Source organism: Amycolatopsis sp. NPDC023774 (assembly GCF_040639695.1).
Classification (GTDB): domain Bacteria; phylum Actinomycetota; class Actinomycetes; order Mycobacteriales; family Pseudonocardiaceae; genus Amycolatopsis.
In genome coordinates this window covers 20,757-35,381 of record NZ_JBFAAJ010000015.1, presented here as the reverse complement: position 1 = coordinate 35,381, position 14,625 = coordinate 20,757, and the positions used below count along the sequence as shown (strand labels likewise).

Sequence of the window (14,625 nt, the reverse complement as noted above, 5' to 3'; positions counted from 1 at the left end):
GGAGGGTGAACGTCGGCTCGGGACGCTCCCCGGTGCCCGCGGCGCGCGGCCTCGGACCCGGGGGAGCTTGTCAGCCGTCCACGTACTGGACAGGGAGGACGATTCAAACTTTTGTCGGTGTACCCGGCGGTCGATCACTCTCTAGATTCTCCTGACTACCGCCGGTGGAGCGGCCGAGGCAGGGAGAGGACCGATGGTGAGATTCAGCCGGGTCGCCACGAAGTCGGCGGCGTTGGCGGCGGGGTTGGCGCTGCTCGGCGCGGGGGTGGCGAGCGCCCAGCCGTCCGCGGCCGACGCGGCGGCGCAGCGCACTGAGGCCGGGATCGGCGCGCTGCAGAGCATCAAGAAGTCGCTGACGCCCGCGGAGCGCAAGCAAGCCGGTCAGCTCGTGATCGAAAAGCGGTTGCGCGCGGACCGGGCGCTCGCGGCCCTGCTGCCCGACTACCGCACCGGCCTGGCCGTGACGAAGGCCGGCGCGGTGTCCGTCGACATCCAGGGCGGCAAGGGCGTGGCGCGGGCCGTGCGCGCGGCGGGCGGCACCGTGCGTTACGCCTCGCCCGACGGCGCCGTGCGCGCGGACCTGCCGCTCGCCGCCGTGGACCGGATCGCGGCGCGCGCGGACGTCACCAGCGTGCAGGCCCGCCGTACAGGCCATGACCTGGCGTGAGCAGGACCCGCGGGCCGAGCTCGCCGCGAAGGCCGTCGCCGCGACGCAGGTGTCCGAAGGGGACAAGGCGCACGGCGCCGACACCGCCCGCGCCCAGTACGGCGTCACCGGCACCGGCGTGAAGGTCTGCGTGCTGTCCGACGGCGTGAACTCCCTGGCGAAGTCGCAGTCCGCGGGTGAGCTGCCGGCCGTCGACGTGCTGTCGGGTCAGGCCGGCAGCGGCGACGAGGGCACCGCGATGCTCGAGATCATCCACGACCTCGCCCCCGGGGCGACGCTCGGCTTTGCGACGGCGTTCACCAGCGAATCGAGCTTCGCCGCCAACATCCGCGCGCTGCGCACCACCGGCAAGTGCACCGTGATCGTCGACGACGTCGCCTACTTCGACGAGTCGCCGTTCCAGGACACGCAGGTCGCGCAGGCCGTCAACGACGTCACCGCCGCCGGTGCGCTCTACTTCTCCTCCGCCGGCAACTCAGGCAACCTCACCGACGGCACCAGCGGGTACTACGAGGGCGACTTCCGCTCGTCCGGCACGACGCTGCCGCGGGTCAGCGGCACCGCGCACGACTTCGACCCCGGTCCTGCCACCCAGACGACCGACCCGCTGTCGGCGGGTTCGCTCGGCAAGCCCGTCACGCTGTTCTGGTCGGACCCCTGGGGCAAGTCGGCCAACGACTACGACCTGTACGTCCTCAACTCCTCCGGCCGCGTCGTGGCTTCCAGCGACAACCCGCAGAGCGGTTCGCAGAACCCGTACGAGATCGCTTCGGTGCCGGCCAACGGCTCGGGCTACCGCGTCGCCGTGGTCAAGTACAGCGGCGCCGACCGGTTCCTTGCGCTCAACGTGATCCGCGGCCGGTTCGTGGCGCAGGGTTCGCTGCCGGCGTTCAGCTCGGCGGGGGTGACCTCGGGCCACTCGGCGGCGGCCGCGGCGTTCAGCGTGGCGGCGGCCCCGGCGGCGACGGCGTTCGGCCGCCCGCTCGAGACGGGTGACCCGGCCAACCCGGCCGGTCCGTACCCGGGGCAGTTCAGCTCGGCGAGCAAGTGGGAGCGCTTCACCTCCGACGGGCCGCGCCACCTGTTCTACAACCCCGACGGCAGCGCGATCACGCCCGGCAACGTGTCCTCGACGGGCGGCGCCACGCGCGCCAAGCCGGACATCACCGCGGCCGACGGTGTCGCCACGTCCGTGGCCGGCTTCCAGCCGTTCTACGGCACGTCCGCGGCCGCCCCGCACGCGGCGGCGATCGCGGCGCTGCTGCTGTCGGGCAAGCCCACCGCGACGCCCGCGGAGATCCGCTCGGCCCTGGTGTCGAGCGCGATCGACCTGGGCGCGCCCGGGTACGACCCCGTGACGGGCGCCGGCGTGATCATGGCCGGTCCGGCGCTGGCGGCGCTGGGCGTGCCGCAGAGCTAGGCGGGGTTCCGGCGGCCCCGGCTGACCGGGGCCGCCGGCTCACCTGCTCGTGATCAGCAGGTGGAAGGCGCGGGTGCCCTCGCCGACGCGTTGGTGGCGGTCCAGGCTCAGACCCGCCGCGCCCAGCGCCGTCTCGACGTCGGCGACCGGGCGCAGCCGGAAACCGTGCTCGGTGAACGGCATGGCTTTCATGGCTTCCGGGTCGGCGATGCCGAGCACGAACCGGCCACCTGGCGTGAGCACGCGGGCGACCTCCGCGAGCGCCAGGTCGAGGTCGTCGATGAAGTACACCGTGTTGAGCGTGATCGCGGCGGCCACCGACGCGTCTTCCAGTGGCAGCGCGGTCATCGTGCCGCGGTGCAAGCGCAGCCGGCCGGCGGCGATGTTGGCGGGGAACGCGGCGCGGGCCTTGGCGATCATCGTGTCGGAGATGTCGACGCCGTGCACCGTCCCGCCCGCCGCGGCGCGCAGCAGCAGGTCGAGGCCCAGACCGCCGCCGAACCCGATGTCGAGCGCCGTCTCCCCGGGCTTCAGGTCGAGAGCTTCGACGGCCGCCGTCATTCTGCCGCGGTTGGCGCGGTTCAGCAGCCGCCCGACGGCCCGGCCGGGCAGCCCGCTGGGGTGGCCGAGTTGCCTCGCCACCCCGGCGAGCAGAGTGTCTCGTGGTCCCATTTCCGCAAGTCTGCCCGCGCGACGGCCGCGAGTCCACGCCGTGGATTGTGGTGGCCCGGATGGTGTGGCAGCGTGCGGGGCGGCCGCGACGAGGAGGGCGTTCGGGATGAGCAGCAAGACCGCGGTGGTCACCGGAGCGGGTTCGGGCATCGGTCGGCGGGTCGCGCGGGCGTTGCTGGACGCCGGCTACCAGGTCGCGCTGGCCGGGCGCCGGGCCGAAGCGCTTTCGGAGACAGCAGGCGGTGCCGAGGGCGCGCTGGTGGTGCCCACGGACGTCACCTCGCCCGAGGCCGTGGCGGCGTTGTTCGCGGCGGTGCGGGAGCAGTGGGACCGGCTCGACCTGCTGGTGAACAACGCCGGGGTGTCGGCGGGCGGGACCGTCGCGGACCTGTCGGTGGAGCGCTGGCGCCGGACGGTCGACACGAACCTGACGGGGATGTTCCTGTGCGCGCAGCAGGCCGTGCTCCTGATGAAGGACCAGGAACCGATGGGCGGGCGGATCATCAACAACGGCTCGATCTCCGCGCATGCGCCGCGGCCCGCGAGCGTCGCCTACACCGCCACGAAGCACGCCGTCACGGGCTTGACCAAGTCGATCTCCCTCGACGGCCGCGCCTGGAACGTCGCGTGTGGCCAGATCGACATCGGCAACGCCGCCACGGAGATGTCCGAGCGCATGTCGGCCGGCATCCCGCAGGCCGACGGCCGCGTGCTCGCCGAGCCCACCTTCGACGCGGGCCACGTGGCCGACGCGGTGCTGTACATGGCGGGGCTGCCGCTGGACGCGAACGTCCAGTTCCTGACCATCACGGCCACGACCATGCCGTTCATTGGGAGGGGTTGACCCTTCCGTACCGCCGGATTTAGCCGTTCGGGTCATGATCTTCGAGTGGCCTGATCCACACTGCGGAGCTCGCGTCCCGGGACCACGCTGGGCGTGCGACCACGAGAAGGGACGCGCTCGATGAAGCACCGCACGTTGCGCAGGGTGGCCGTCGTACCGCTGGCGATCGCCACGGCACGCTCAACCCGGGCCTCGACCTCGGCGGCGCGGTGAACGGAAACTGCCACGACAAGCCCGACCTGGCCAACACCAACGTCTATTCCCGGTCCAAGTGCAACAACGGCTGGTGTGCCTACCTGTACGGGTACTACTTCGAGAAGGACCAGGTCTCCGACGGACCCGTGTCGGCGGGTCACAAGCACGACCGGGAGCACATCGTCGTGTGGGTGCAGGACGACCAGGTGAACTACATTTCCGTTTCCCAGCACCAGGGTTATGAGACGAATCCCGCCTCGGCGGTTCCGTTCCAGGACAGCCACCCGAAGGCCGTGTACCACAAGGACGGCGTCTCGACCCACGACTTCCGCTGCCCCAAGGCCGGCAACGACGACGAGCCGCCGGAGAACGACGAGGGCGTGGACAGGTCAAGGGCCTCGTCGGCTGGGACAACTACCCCTCGGGCATCCGCGACAGGCTGACCGCGCGCCGACTTCGGGGACGCGACGATCAAGCTGACGGACGACCGCTTCAACGGCACGCTCGCGACCGCGAAACCGGCTGACGTCGGACTGGACCCGAACGCCTGAGGCTCAGGGGATGACCTTGTCGCGGCGGAACTCGTCGACCACGAGGTAGCACATTCGTTCGGTGTCACAGAGGAGTGGAAGCCCGCGCGGCGTGATTTCGACGTGTCGGCGGACAGGTCGTGGTCCCACGGGAACACGAAGTCGCCGAAGGCCCAGGCGGACACGTCGCGGTAGGCCGGCTTGAGGCCGTGCTCGGCGGAGATCCGGGACCACCGCGGCTCCCTGTCCGCCATCACGGTCGCGAGCGACATCGGCGAGGGTAGGGCTTTCTCCGGGCCGGATTGGCGGCGCGGTCGCACTGGGAATGGTCGTGCTGACCGGCACAACTGGGTCCTGCGGGCCGCCGCGGCGCTCGTGGTTTCGCGTGTGACGTCCTGCCGCGCCTGGCGGCCCGATTCGAACGTCTGCCGGGATGTGCAAAGGTTTCGTCGAGGTTCCCCGCGTGCCGCACGCGAAGGTGTGCTCAGACGGAAAGCCCGGACAGGTCGATCCCCGAGAACGCCGCCGCCGTCACGTCGTGCAGGCGGGGCGACCACACGGCGTGCCCGTGGCCCGTCCACAGGGGAGCGACCGGGAGGTCGCGCAGCAGCTGGTTCTCGGCGACCCGGTACAGCTGCCCGGCTTCCGCGGCGGTGGCCGCGGACTCCGCCGCCGAGAGGTCCTGCTCGAAGCCGGCGTCCGAGTAGCCCGAGGCGGAAGCCAAGGCCGACAGCAGGTCTGCCGGGCTCGCGGAGGCGAGATTCAGGTCCACAGTAGACAGGCCGGCCGCCTGCTCGGTCGGCCGTGGGGCGGCGGTCACCGGCACCCCCAGCGCCGTGGCCAAACCGGCGGCGAGCGGCCGTGTCCACTGGCCCGCGCCGGGGTCGAAGTACACCGTCGCGGGACTGCTGAACCCCGATTGGCCGAGCAGTGACTTGGCGGCCGCCGCGTCGAAGGAGCAGGGGCGGCAGGTGCCGGTGCGTTCGCCGGGGGCGTCGGCGGGTGGGAGGAGGGCGTGGGCGGGGTCGACCTGGTGCGCGAGAGGACCGGCCTCCAGCGCGCCGCGGTCGACGGCGAGTGCGAAGGCGTGGCGCACGGCCGCGTCGGCGAAACGCGGGTCGTTCGTGGGGAAGACGAGATAGCCGGCCTCGGGCAGGGGCCAGGTGGTGTGGCGCTCGGCGAAGTCGGTGTGCATGGCTTCGTGGCGTTCGCCGGGGACGGAGGTGACGAGGTCGAGCGAACCGTCGCGCACGGCGTCGTACTGCTCCACCGGGTCGCCCACGCGCAGGTCGACCTCGGTGGCCCGCTCGCCGGCCGGGGTGACGCGCAGGAGCGTGCCGCCGGTGCCGGGGGTCCAGTCGTCCGCGAGGCGGAAGGGCCCGTCGCCGACGGGGTGGCGGGCGAAGCCGTTCCAGTCGTGCGAAGCGAGTACCGACGCGGGCATCGGCACGAGCCCCGGTGCCGAGAGCCATGCCGGCACCTGGCTGCTCGGACGGTCGAGCACGAGCCGGATCGTCGTCGCGTCGGGCGCCGTGATCTGCTTGGCCCGCAACGACTTCGTCAGCACCGGCGTGACCTCCCAGTTCTCGCCGGCGATGACCCGCCAGGTGTCCACATAGGACTGTGCGGTGACCGGGGTGCCGTCGTGGAACTTCCACCCGGGGCGCAGCTTCACGGTCCACGTCACGCGGTCGGCGCTCGCGATCGACGCGGCGGCGCGCGGGGTGAGCTCGCCCGTGGCCGGGTCGTAGTCGGCGAGCGGCGTCCAGAGTGCGCCCGTGACGAACCGTCCGGCCTGGTCGTCGACGTCGGCGGGCAGCAGCGTGCCCGGCTCCTGCAGCCCGACCGTGACGACACCTGGGCGCGCCGGGTCGTCGGACGAACAGCCGGCGAGCGCGGACAACGCCACCATCGCGGCGGCGAGCAGGGCAGGCAGGCGCATGGTGTCTTAATACCAGTTGGAAAGAGACGAAAGGTGGTTGTGTCCGGTTGGTCACCGTCATAGAGTGCAAGGGTCACGCTGGGCGTTCTGGGAGGTTCGTGTGCGCCGCTGGTGGGTTCGATCTTGCTTGGCCCTGACCACTGTCGCCGCGACGCTCATCGCGACCGAGCTGCCCGCGGCCGCGTGCGGCGAGGACGACAAGCCGGTGGTTCAGGCCAAACACACCGCCGGTGACCCGGGCGCGGTCAAGGGCGTGCGCGCCGTCGGCAACGTGCCCGACGCGGCGGGCGCGATCTCCGCCAACTTCCTGCAGTACGGCCACCGCGACGTGATGGTGGTGTCCGGCGAGTTCGGCCTCAAGGTCTACGACCTCACGCGCAACCCCGCCGCGCCGAAGGCGATCGGGCAGCTCAGCCTCCCCGGCCTGTGGGAGACCGAGGACACCGAGGTCGACGCGCAGCGCAAGCTGGTGTTCCTTTCACGCGATCCGCGCGCGTTCGAGGGCAACACGCACACCGGCGAGTCCGGCATCTACGTCGTCGACGTCTCGCGCCCGGAGAAGCCCGCGATCCTCAGCTACGTGCGCGTGCCCGCCGGCCACACCACCAGCTGCGTCAACGGCTGCCGCTACCTGTGGACCGGCGGCCCCGCGAAGGCCGACGACCAGCCGGCCGACTGGGGCGGGCGCCCGATCTGGGTCACCGACGTGCGCGACCCGCGCCACCCTGTGGTCCACCCCGACCCCATCGAGCTCGCCCGCAACGACGGCCGGACCGACTACGTCCACGACGTCCAGGTCGACTCCGCGGGCGTGGCGTGGGTGTCGGGCCGCGGCGGTGTGCGCGGCTACTGGACCAGTGGCCTGCACCGCGACCCCGTCCGCGGCGGTGTGCATCGCGCCACCGCGCTGGAACCCATCCCGTACGCCGGCGGCGGCGTCGACGAGACCGCCGCGCCGTCGAAGTTCCTGCACAACAGCTTCCACCCGGTCGGTCCCCGCGACGCCGGCGCCTGGCGCGGCCACGACCTCGTGTACGCCACCGAGGAGAACTTCCTCGACGGCTGCGCGGGCGACGGCGTGCTCACCATCTCCTCGCTGGCCGGCTCGTACCACGGCGAAGGCTGGCGCTCGACCCCGGACGACCCCTTCCGCTTGCAGAGCATCGGCACCTGGAGCGTCGCGGGCCAGGAAGGCAGCGACCCCGCCTCCGACGACTGCTCCGCCCACTACTTCGACCTGCGCGACCACGTGCTCGTCCAGTCCTTCTACTCCCAGGGCACGCGCTTCCTCGACGTCAGCGACCCGACCAACCCGCGCCAGATCGCCTACTTCCGCCCCGCGGACGCGAGCTCGTGGGCGCCGTATTGGCATGACGGGTACGTGTACGTGGCGGACAACGTGCGTGGGGTGGATGTTCTGAAGCTCACTGCCTGAGGTCCGGTCGCCGGGCCGCCCGAACGCCTTCGAGCGGCCCCGCACCCGCGCGGTCTGAGGTTCAGCGCACCTGGTCCGCCGGCACCGTGAACTGCCGCCGGCCGTTGTCGTCCTCGACTCCGTGGCTCAGTTCGACGACCGCTGTGGCAGGGCCGTGGGGAACCCGTTCGCGCCGCAGCACTTCGCAGTCGAGGTCGAACGGCATCGGCAGCGGAGTGCCCGCGGCCCAGTACTCCGCGGTCAGGACGGGCACCTTCTCCGTGATCAGTACGACGGTGCCGTCCGCCTCGGCGAACCGCAGTTCCACGAAGCCGGGGAACTCTTCGTCCACCCATCGGGTCACCGTTGCATGGAGCTTTGCCACGAGACGGAGTCTGTCAGCCGTGCGGCCGCGTGGAAGCAGCCGGATCAATGCCGCGTGGGCCGGTAGATCAGCTCCTGCGTGTGCCCGTCCAAGGTGCGGCTTTCGAGGAGTTCCAGGTCGAAGTCCTCGAACCCCTCGAAGACGCGGGCGGCGCCGGTTCGGCCGGTGAGCACGGGGAAGACCGTCAGCTGCACGCGGTCGACCAGGCCGGCGGCCATCAGGGCGCGGTTCATCGCCAGGCTGCCGTGCGAGCGCAGCGGCGCGTCGGACTCCTTCTTGAGGTGCGCGACGACGTCGACGGCGTCGCCGCTGATGACCGTCGCGTCCGGCCAGTCGAGGGGGCCGCGCAGGGTGGTGGACACGACGGTGGCCGGCAGGTTCCGCATCCGGGCGACCCAGGGGTCGAGGTTCTCCACACCGAACTGGGCGAACATCTCCGCGTTGTCCCGGAACGTGGTTTTCCCGAAGACCATCCGCTGCCCCTCGCCGTACAGCTCGAGCCGGCGCGCCAGCAGTTCGGGGCCCTGCTTGCCCCAGTAGCCGCCCCAGTCGCCGGTGTGGGAGCCGTAGCCGTCGAGGCTGGAGAAGACGTCGAAGGTGTAGGTGGCGGTCATGATGTGCTCCTTGAGTGAGGTTCGGGCCGGGCGGCCCCTCACCCTGCCTACGAACCCGCTCGACGCCAATCGACACCGGCTCGGAAAAATCTCGGGGCGGGTCGAAACCACGACGACAAGCGGACCTGAGCTCTCCTGCGATCAGCGGCCGTGACGCCTCCACCCCCTCCGGCCTGGCCGCGTTCGGGCTCGCCGACCAGTCGCTTGAGCGGCTGCCCGGCGGCAAAGGCGGAACGTGGCCCGCCGGTTGGGCGGTGCTGAAACGCGTGGAGTTCGTGTCCGAGACGGTGTGGCGCGCCGGCGCCCTTTCCGGGCTGGATCCGGCCGGGCTCCGCATCGCGAGGCCGCTCAGGATGACCGGCGGCGGCTGGTTCGCCGACGGCGGGGAGGCGGCTCTGCTCGTCGCGGGTGAACCGGACGTCGGCCGGGCGGGCGATGTGGTGCGGGCCGGTCTCGCGTGCCACGAGGCCGTCGCCGCCCTGCCCTGGCCGGCTTTCCTGAACCGGCGCGACGATCCGCGGGCCACGAGCGACCGCGTCGCCTGGGAAGCCGCCCGTGCGGAGCGACTCCGCGCGACTGCTGCGCCCGCTCGTGGCCGCTCGCGGTCCGGTCGACCTCGTCTCGCAGGCCGTGCACGGGGGCCTGCTCGGCAACATACTGTTCGCCGATGGCCAGGCCCCGGCGGTGATCGACTGGGCGGTGTACTGGCGGCCGCCGTCGTGGGCGTCGGCGGTCGCGGTCGTCGACGCCCGGTGCCGGCACGGCGCCCAGCCGGAACTCGCGAAGCGGAGGTCGTACCTGCCGGCCTGGGCCTGATGGTGGTGCGCGCGTTGACTACCGCATCGTGACCGACGACGTGCTCCTCGGGACGCGCGAGTGGCCGCCGGCTCGGGTCAACGCGCACCGGCCGGTGGTCGCACTCGCCTGAGCAAGGGGGCCCGGCAAAGCCGTACCGCCCCATTCGCGGGGTCCGCTCCACGGCGAGTCCCCCTGACCGTGGAGGGCACCTTGCGTGACTCAGAGATGCCCTCCACGGATGTTCAGGACCGCAGCCACACAGCGGTGTCCGTCGGGATCTCCGTGGTGACGGGACCGCTCGCCAGCAGGATCTCTCCGGCCGGCAACGGGACCGGCGCGGCGGAGAAGTTCAGCACGAACGTGAACTCCGGCTCCCGCGTGAACGCCAGCACCCCGTCGCCGAGCGTCAGCCACTCCAGCCCGCCCGCGCCGAGCGCCGCGTGGTCCGCCCGGATCCGCAGGCCGTCGCGGTACAGCGACAGCATCGACGCCGGGTCCCCCGCCTCAGCCGAAGCCGTGTACTCGGCCCACGAAGCCGGCTGCGGCAGCCACGGCGTCCCCGTCCCGAACCCGAACGGTGCGGCAGGACCCGACCACGGCAGCGGCACCCGGCACCCGTCCCGGCCCGGGTCCGCGCCGTCGGTCCGCGCCCACACCGGGTCCTGCCGCAGCTCCGAAGGAAGATCCTCGACTTCCCACAACCCCAGCTCTTCGCCCTGGTACACGTACACCCCGCCGGGCAGCGCCAACGTCAGCAACGCCGCCGCCCGCGCCCGGCGGGTCCCCAACGCGAGGTCCACCGGCGAACCGTGCAGCCGGTCCGCGAAGGAGAAGCCCGTGTCCCCGGAGCGGCCGTACCGGGTGACGTGCCGCGTCACGTCGTGGTTGGACAGCACCCACGCCGCGGGCGCGCCGACCTCGTCGTGGGCCCGCAGCGTGCGCGAGATGACGTCGCGCAAGCGCGACACGTCCCATGGGCACACCAGGAAGTCGAAGTTGAACGCCGAGTGCAGCTCGTCGCGGCGCAGGTACCGCGCGGCCCGCGACATGTCGGGCAGCCACATCTCGCCGACGAGCACGCGGTCACCCGCGTAGGAGTCGGCGATCTTGCGCCACGACCGGTAGATCTCGTGAAGCCCCTCCTGGTCGGAGAACGGCGTTTCGTCCCCGCCCTCGACGTCGGGCAGCGCGGGATCCTTCACGAGCCCGTCGGCGACGTCGATGCGGAAGCCGTCGACGCCACGGTCGAACCAGAACCGCAGCACGTCCTCGAACTCCGCGCGGATGTCGGCGTTGTCCCAGTTGAAGTCGGGCTGGCGCGAACTGTACAGGTGCAGGTACCACTCGCCGTCCTCGACGCGGGTCCACGCCGGCCCGCCGAAGCGCGACTTCCAGTTGTTCGGCGGCTCCGAACCGTCGACGCCGCGGCCCGGGCGGAACCAGAACCGTTGCCGCTCGGGGGATCCCGGCTCGGCCGCGAGCGCGGCGCGGAACCACCGGTGCTCGTCGGAGCAGTGGTTGGGCACGAGGTCGATGATCACGCGGATGCCGCGCTCGTGCGCCTCGGCGATGAGCTCCTCGGCCTCGTCGAGCGTGCCGAAGAGCGGTTCGATGTCGCGGAAGTCGGCGACGTCGTAGCCGCCGTCGTCCATCGGCGACGGGTACCACGGCGTGAACCAGATGGCGTCGACCCCCAGCTCCGCCAGGTGGTCCAGTTTGGACCGAACACCGGCGAGGTCGCCGATGCCGTCACCGTTTCCGTCGGCGAAGCTGCGGATGTACACCTGGTAGATCGCCGCGCTGCGCCACCAAGCCGAAGACAGTCCGGTCACTGCGTAGTCCTCCCAGAGTCGTTTGTCACAGTCGGTGTGTCAGCCCTTGATCGAACCGGCGGTGAGCCCGGCGAGGATCTGGCGCTGGAACACGAGGAACAGCACGATCATCGGCACGCTCGCCAGCACCATGCCCGCCACGAGCAGGTTGAGCGGCATGTCGATCGCCACCCGCTGCAGCATCACGCTCAGCGTCTGCTTTCCGGTGTCCGGGAACACCAGCAGCGGCCAGATGAAGTCCTTCCACGCGGCCACGATCGTGAGGATCGAGACCACGGCGAGGATCGGGCGGGAGATCGGCAGGATGATCTTCCACAACGTGCGCACCGGTCCGGCGCCGTCGATGCGCGCGGCTTCGACGAGCTCGTCGGGGATCTGGTCGAAGAACCGTTTGAGCAGGTAGATGTTGAACGCGTTGGCCGCGGCCGGCAGCCAGATCGCGGTGGGGGAGTTGATCAGGTTCAGGTGCAGCAGCGGCAGGTCGGTCACCGTCACGTACGTCGGTACCAGCAGCGCCGCGGCCGGCAGCATGAGCGTGACGAGCATGAGCCCGAGCACCACGTTGCCGAACTTCGGCCGCAGCTTCGACAGCGCGAACGCCGCCGGCACGTCCACCGCGAGCTGCACCAGCCACGCGCCGCCGGCCACTACCACCGTGTTGAGGAAGTACTTCCCGAGGTCCATCTGGTCCCACGCCTCGGTGAACGACTCCGGGTGCCACTCGCGCGGCACGATCGTGGCCGGGGTCGCCGCCAGCTCCGCCGGCGACTTCATCGCGCCCGTCACGGCCCAGTACAACGGGAACAGGAACGCCAGCGTGAACAGCACGAACGTGCAGACGAACACGATCGCGTACACGGTCTTCCCGCCGCCGGTGCGCAGCTGCGAGAGGGAGATCAGCGTCCGTCCTGAGGGGACAGATGCACGTTTCGCCTTGGACGGCAGAGCGGTCGTCATGGGCACCTCCTAGTCGTCCGCGCGCCGGGTCAGCCGCACGTACATCGCCGAGAACACGCCCAGGGCCACGAACAGCAGCAGGCTCATCGCGCTGGCCGAGCCGAAGTCGTTGTAGACGAAGGCGTAGCGGTACAGCAGCAGGAGCACGGTCACCGTCGAGTCGTCCGGACCGCCGCCGGTCATCACGTACGGCTCGGTGAACACCTGCATGGTCGCCACGACCTGCAGCAGCAGGAGCACCAGCAGCACGAACCGCGTCTGCGGGAACGTCACGTGCCGCAGCCGCCGCCACATCCCGGCGCCGTCGAGCTCCGCGGCCTCGTACAGCTCGCCCGGGATGGTCTGCAGCGCGGCCAGGTAGATCAACGTGGTGCTGCCCATGTTGGCCCACGTGGACACGAACACCAGCGAGAGCATCGCGGTCGTCGAGGAGTCGAGCCACTGCAGGCCCGGCAGGCCGACCGCGTTCAGCGCCGAGTTGAACAGGCCGGGACCCGGGTCGTAGAACCACTTCCACATCAACGCGGTGACCACGGGCGGCAGCATCACCGGCAGGTACACCGCGAGCCGGAAGTACGCCCGCGCGTGGCGCAGCTCGTTGAGCAGCACCGCCGCCAGGAAAGGCACGAGGAACCCGAAGACGAGCGCGAACGCGGTGAACAGCAACGTGTTGCGCCACGCCACCCCGAACAGCGGGTCGGCGAACAGGCGCATGAAGTTGTCGAAGCCGACCCACGTCGGCGGGTTCACGAAGTCCACTTGCTGGAAGCTCAGCAGCACCCCGCGCACGATGGGATACCAGGAGAACATCGCGAACACCACGAGCGCGGCGCACAAGAGCGTGTACGCGGTGAGGTTCTCGCGCAGGCGCCGCTTGAGCCGGGCCCGCCGGCGTTCGGCGGCCGAGGCGGCAGGCCGACCGGCCCGCGGGGTGACCGCGGGCCAGTCGAGCACGTTACCTGACCTGGGCGAGGACACTGTTGACCTTCGACTGCGCCGAGCCGAGCAACTGGTCGATGTTCGCGTTGCGGTCGGTGAGCACGGCCTGCATCACACTGTCGAGCGCTGCGTAGATTTGCTGCGCGTTCGGCGGTTCGATGCTGCCCTTGATCTTGTCCGCGGTGTCCACGTAGGACTGGTAGTTCTCCGCGGGCACGTTGGCGTACTTCTTCTTCACGGCCAGCTGCTGGTCGCGCACCGCGCCCTGCCAGATGTCCGGCGTCGGCTCGGTGAGCAGGCCCACGGGCTGCTTGCCGTCGGCGTACTGCTTCACGTGCTTGTCGAAGCGGTCGGGGTTGAGGTACTTCCACTGGATCCACTCGAGCCCGGCCTTGATCTTCGCGGCCGACGCCTTCGGGTTGATCATGTAGCCCTCGCCGCCGAGCAGGGTGCCCTGCGTGCCGGGCATGCCGGCGATGCCGTAGTCCTCGTACTTGCCGTTGAACTGCTTCACCAGCACGGGCACATTGTCCGGCGCGGCCATGTACATGCCGAGCTGGCCGGCGCCCATCATGCGCTGCACGTCGACGTCCTGCAGCAGCTGCTTGCTGCCCATGGAGTTGTCGTCCCAGCGCATGGCGTGCAGGTGGTTCAGCGCGGCGCGGCCCTTGTCGTTGTCGAAGTCGGCGACCCACTTGTCGCCGTCCTTGCGGGCGATGTCGCCGCCCATCGAGTACAGCCAGCCGGTCAGGTGCCAGCCACCCTGGTTGTTCTGCTGTAGTCGGCGTACCCGACGATCCCGTTGCCCAGCGCGGAGATCTTCCTCGCGTCGGCGCGCACCTCGTCCCAGGTGGCGGGCGGCTTGTCCGGGTCGAGCCCGGCCTGCTGGAAGAGCTTGCGGTTGTAGACGAGCCCCATGGTGTAGTTGGCCGTCGGGAGGCCGTAGAGCTTGCCGCTCGCGTCCCGGAAGTTGTCCAGGAGTTGCGGCTGGATGTCGTTGACGTGCGGCACGCTCTTCGCCGCTTCCGTGATGTCGGCGGCCTGGTGGCGGGCGATGATCTGCGCCGGGTCGGTGAAGTACACGTAGTACACGTCTTCGAGTCGCCCGCCGGCGAGCTTCGCCGAGAACGTCTTGGGGTCCATGAACCCCTCGTGGGGCACGATGTCGACGTCCGGGTGCGAAGCCTCGAACTCGGCGACGTCGGCGTCGAACACCTTGCGCTCGAACGGCTGCGTGGTCGGCGGCTGCCCGGTGACGGTGATCTGGACCTTTCCGCCGGCGTCACCGCCCTCGGAGCCAGAGCCGCAGGCGGCCGGGCTCACCGCCAGGCCACCCGCGGTGAGCAGGGCGATCACAGTTCTGCGGGTGCGGCTGGACCTCGCTGCTCGGGACCAGGGACTGCTCATCTCAAGCCT

Annotated in this window: 11 protein-coding genes and 2 pseudogenes; 5 read left to right on the top strand and 8 right to left on the bottom strand. The window is 70.8% G+C overall.

From position 1 onward, the window contains the following. The first annotated feature begins 193 nt into the window (after window positions 1-193). Window positions 194-2,087 (top strand): annotated as a pseudogene (locus AB0F91_RS27300) (S8 family serine peptidase). A 39-nt stretch (window positions 2,088-2,126) separates the two neighbouring features. Here AB0F91_RS27300 and AB0F91_RS27295 read toward each other — a convergent pair. Beyond that, window positions 2,127-2,759 carry a class I SAM-dependent methyltransferase gene (locus AB0F91_RS27295; RefSeq protein WP_360601824.1) on the bottom strand — a complete coding sequence of 211 codons (633 nt, stop codon included), beginning with the start codon at window positions 2,757-2,759 and terminating at the stop codon, window positions 2,127-2,129. Window positions 2,760-2,865: 106 nt separating this feature from the next. On the opposite strand from AB0F91_RS27295, the gene AB0F91_RS27290 reads away from it, so the two are divergent. Together AB0F91_RS27290 and AB0F91_RS27285 are read left to right on the top strand one after the other, a co-directional pair. Beyond that, complete coding sequence (locus AB0F91_RS27290; RefSeq protein ID WP_360601822.1) at window positions 2,866-3,603, top strand: SDR family oxidoreductase; 738 nt, start codon at window positions 2,866-2,868, stop codon at window positions 3,601-3,603. 50 nt (window positions 3,604-3,653) lie between these two features. Beyond that, the gene (locus AB0F91_RS27285) at window positions 3,654-4,241 is read left to right on the top strand and encodes an NPP1 family protein (RefSeq protein ID WP_360602076.1); all 588 of its coding nucleotides are present in this window, start codon (window positions 3,654-3,656) and stop codon (window positions 4,239-4,241) included. A 571-nt stretch (window positions 4,242-4,812) separates the two neighbouring features. Here the strand turns inward: AB0F91_RS27285 and AB0F91_RS27280 are convergent. Continuing rightward, entirely contained in the window at window positions 4,813-6,270 is a 1,458-nt protein-coding gene (locus tag AB0F91_RS27280) for an ABC transporter substrate-binding protein (RefSeq protein ID WP_360601820.1), read from the bottom strand. Between the two features lie 133 nt (window positions 6,271-6,403). On the opposite strand from AB0F91_RS27280, the gene AB0F91_RS27275 reads away from it, so the two are divergent. Next, window positions 6,404-7,705, top strand: coding sequence for a hypothetical protein (locus AB0F91_RS27275; RefSeq protein WP_360602074.1), 1,302 nt, complete (start codon window positions 6,404-6,406; stop codon window positions 7,703-7,705). 61 nt (window positions 7,706-7,766) lie between these two features. Here AB0F91_RS27275 and AB0F91_RS27270 read toward each other — a convergent pair whose 3' ends face one another. Further along, window positions 7,767-8,048, bottom strand: a complete 282-nt coding sequence (locus AB0F91_RS27270; RefSeq protein WP_360601818.1) for a hypothetical protein — start codon at window positions 8,046-8,048, stop codon at window positions 7,767-7,769. A 65-nt stretch (window positions 8,049-8,113) separates the two neighbouring features. Beyond that, the gene (locus AB0F91_RS27265) at window positions 8,114-8,683 is read right to left on the bottom strand and encodes a dihydrofolate reductase family protein (RefSeq protein WP_360601816.1); all 570 of its coding nucleotides are present in this window, start codon (window positions 8,681-8,683) and stop codon (window positions 8,114-8,116) included. A 555-nt stretch (window positions 8,684-9,238) separates the two neighbouring features. Here AB0F91_RS27265 and AB0F91_RS27260 point away from each other — a divergent pair. Continuing rightward, on the top strand, window positions 9,239-9,499 hold the full coding sequence (locus AB0F91_RS27260) for a hypothetical protein (RefSeq protein WP_360601814.1): 261 nt from the start codon (window positions 9,239-9,241) through the stop codon (window positions 9,497-9,499). A 224-nt stretch (window positions 9,500-9,723) separates the two neighbouring features. On the opposite strand, the gene AB0F91_RS27255 is transcribed toward AB0F91_RS27260, so the two are convergent. From AB0F91_RS27255 to AB0F91_RS27240, 4 genes and pseudogenes are all read right to left on the bottom strand, one after another. Then, window positions 9,724-11,313 carry a glycoside hydrolase family 13 protein gene (locus tag AB0F91_RS27255; RefSeq protein ID WP_360601812.1) on the bottom strand — a complete coding sequence of 530 codons (1,590 nt, stop codon included), beginning with the start codon at window positions 11,311-11,313 and terminating at the stop codon, window positions 9,724-9,726. Window positions 11,314-11,352: 39 nt separating this feature from the next. Next, window positions 11,353-12,270 (bottom strand): carbohydrate ABC transporter permease, encoded by a 918-nt coding sequence (locus tag AB0F91_RS27250; protein WP_360601810.1) that lies wholly within the window; start codon window positions 12,268-12,270, stop codon window positions 11,353-11,355. A 9-nt stretch (window positions 12,271-12,279) separates the two neighbouring features. Beyond that, the gene (locus AB0F91_RS27245; protein WP_360601808.1) at window positions 12,280-13,248 is read right to left on the bottom strand and encodes a sugar ABC transporter permease; all 969 of its coding nucleotides are present in this window, start codon (window positions 13,246-13,248) and stop codon (window positions 12,280-12,282) included. Continuing rightward, window positions 13,226-14,616 (bottom strand): annotated as a pseudogene (locus AB0F91_RS27240) (extracellular solute-binding protein). The gene AB0F91_RS27245 and the pseudogene AB0F91_RS27240 overlap by 23 nt, the downstream one beginning before the upstream one ends. Window positions 14,617-14,625: the final 9 nt, after the last annotated feature.

Excerpts from the sequence above, each read along its gene's own strand:
- AB0F91_RS27295 (WP_360601824.1), bottom strand. The coding sequence starts at position 2,759 with ATGGGACCACGAGACACTCTGCTCGCCGGGGTGGCGAGGCAACTCGGC.
- AB0F91_RS27290 (WP_360601822.1), top strand. The coding sequence starts at position 2,866 with ATGAGCAGCAAGACCGCGGTGGTCACCGGAGCGGGTTCGGGCATCGGT.
- AB0F91_RS27280 (WP_360601820.1), bottom strand. The coding sequence starts at position 6,270 with ATGCGCCTGCCTGCCCTGCTCGCCGCCGCGATGGTGGCGTTGTCCGCG.
- AB0F91_RS27265 (WP_360601816.1), bottom strand. The coding sequence starts at position 8,683 with ATGACCGCCACCTACACCTTCGACGTCTTCTCCAGCCTCGACGGCTAC.
- AB0F91_RS27250 (WP_360601810.1), bottom strand. The coding sequence starts at position 12,270 with ATGACGACCGCTCTGCCGTCCAAGGCGAAACGTGCATCTGTCCCCTCA.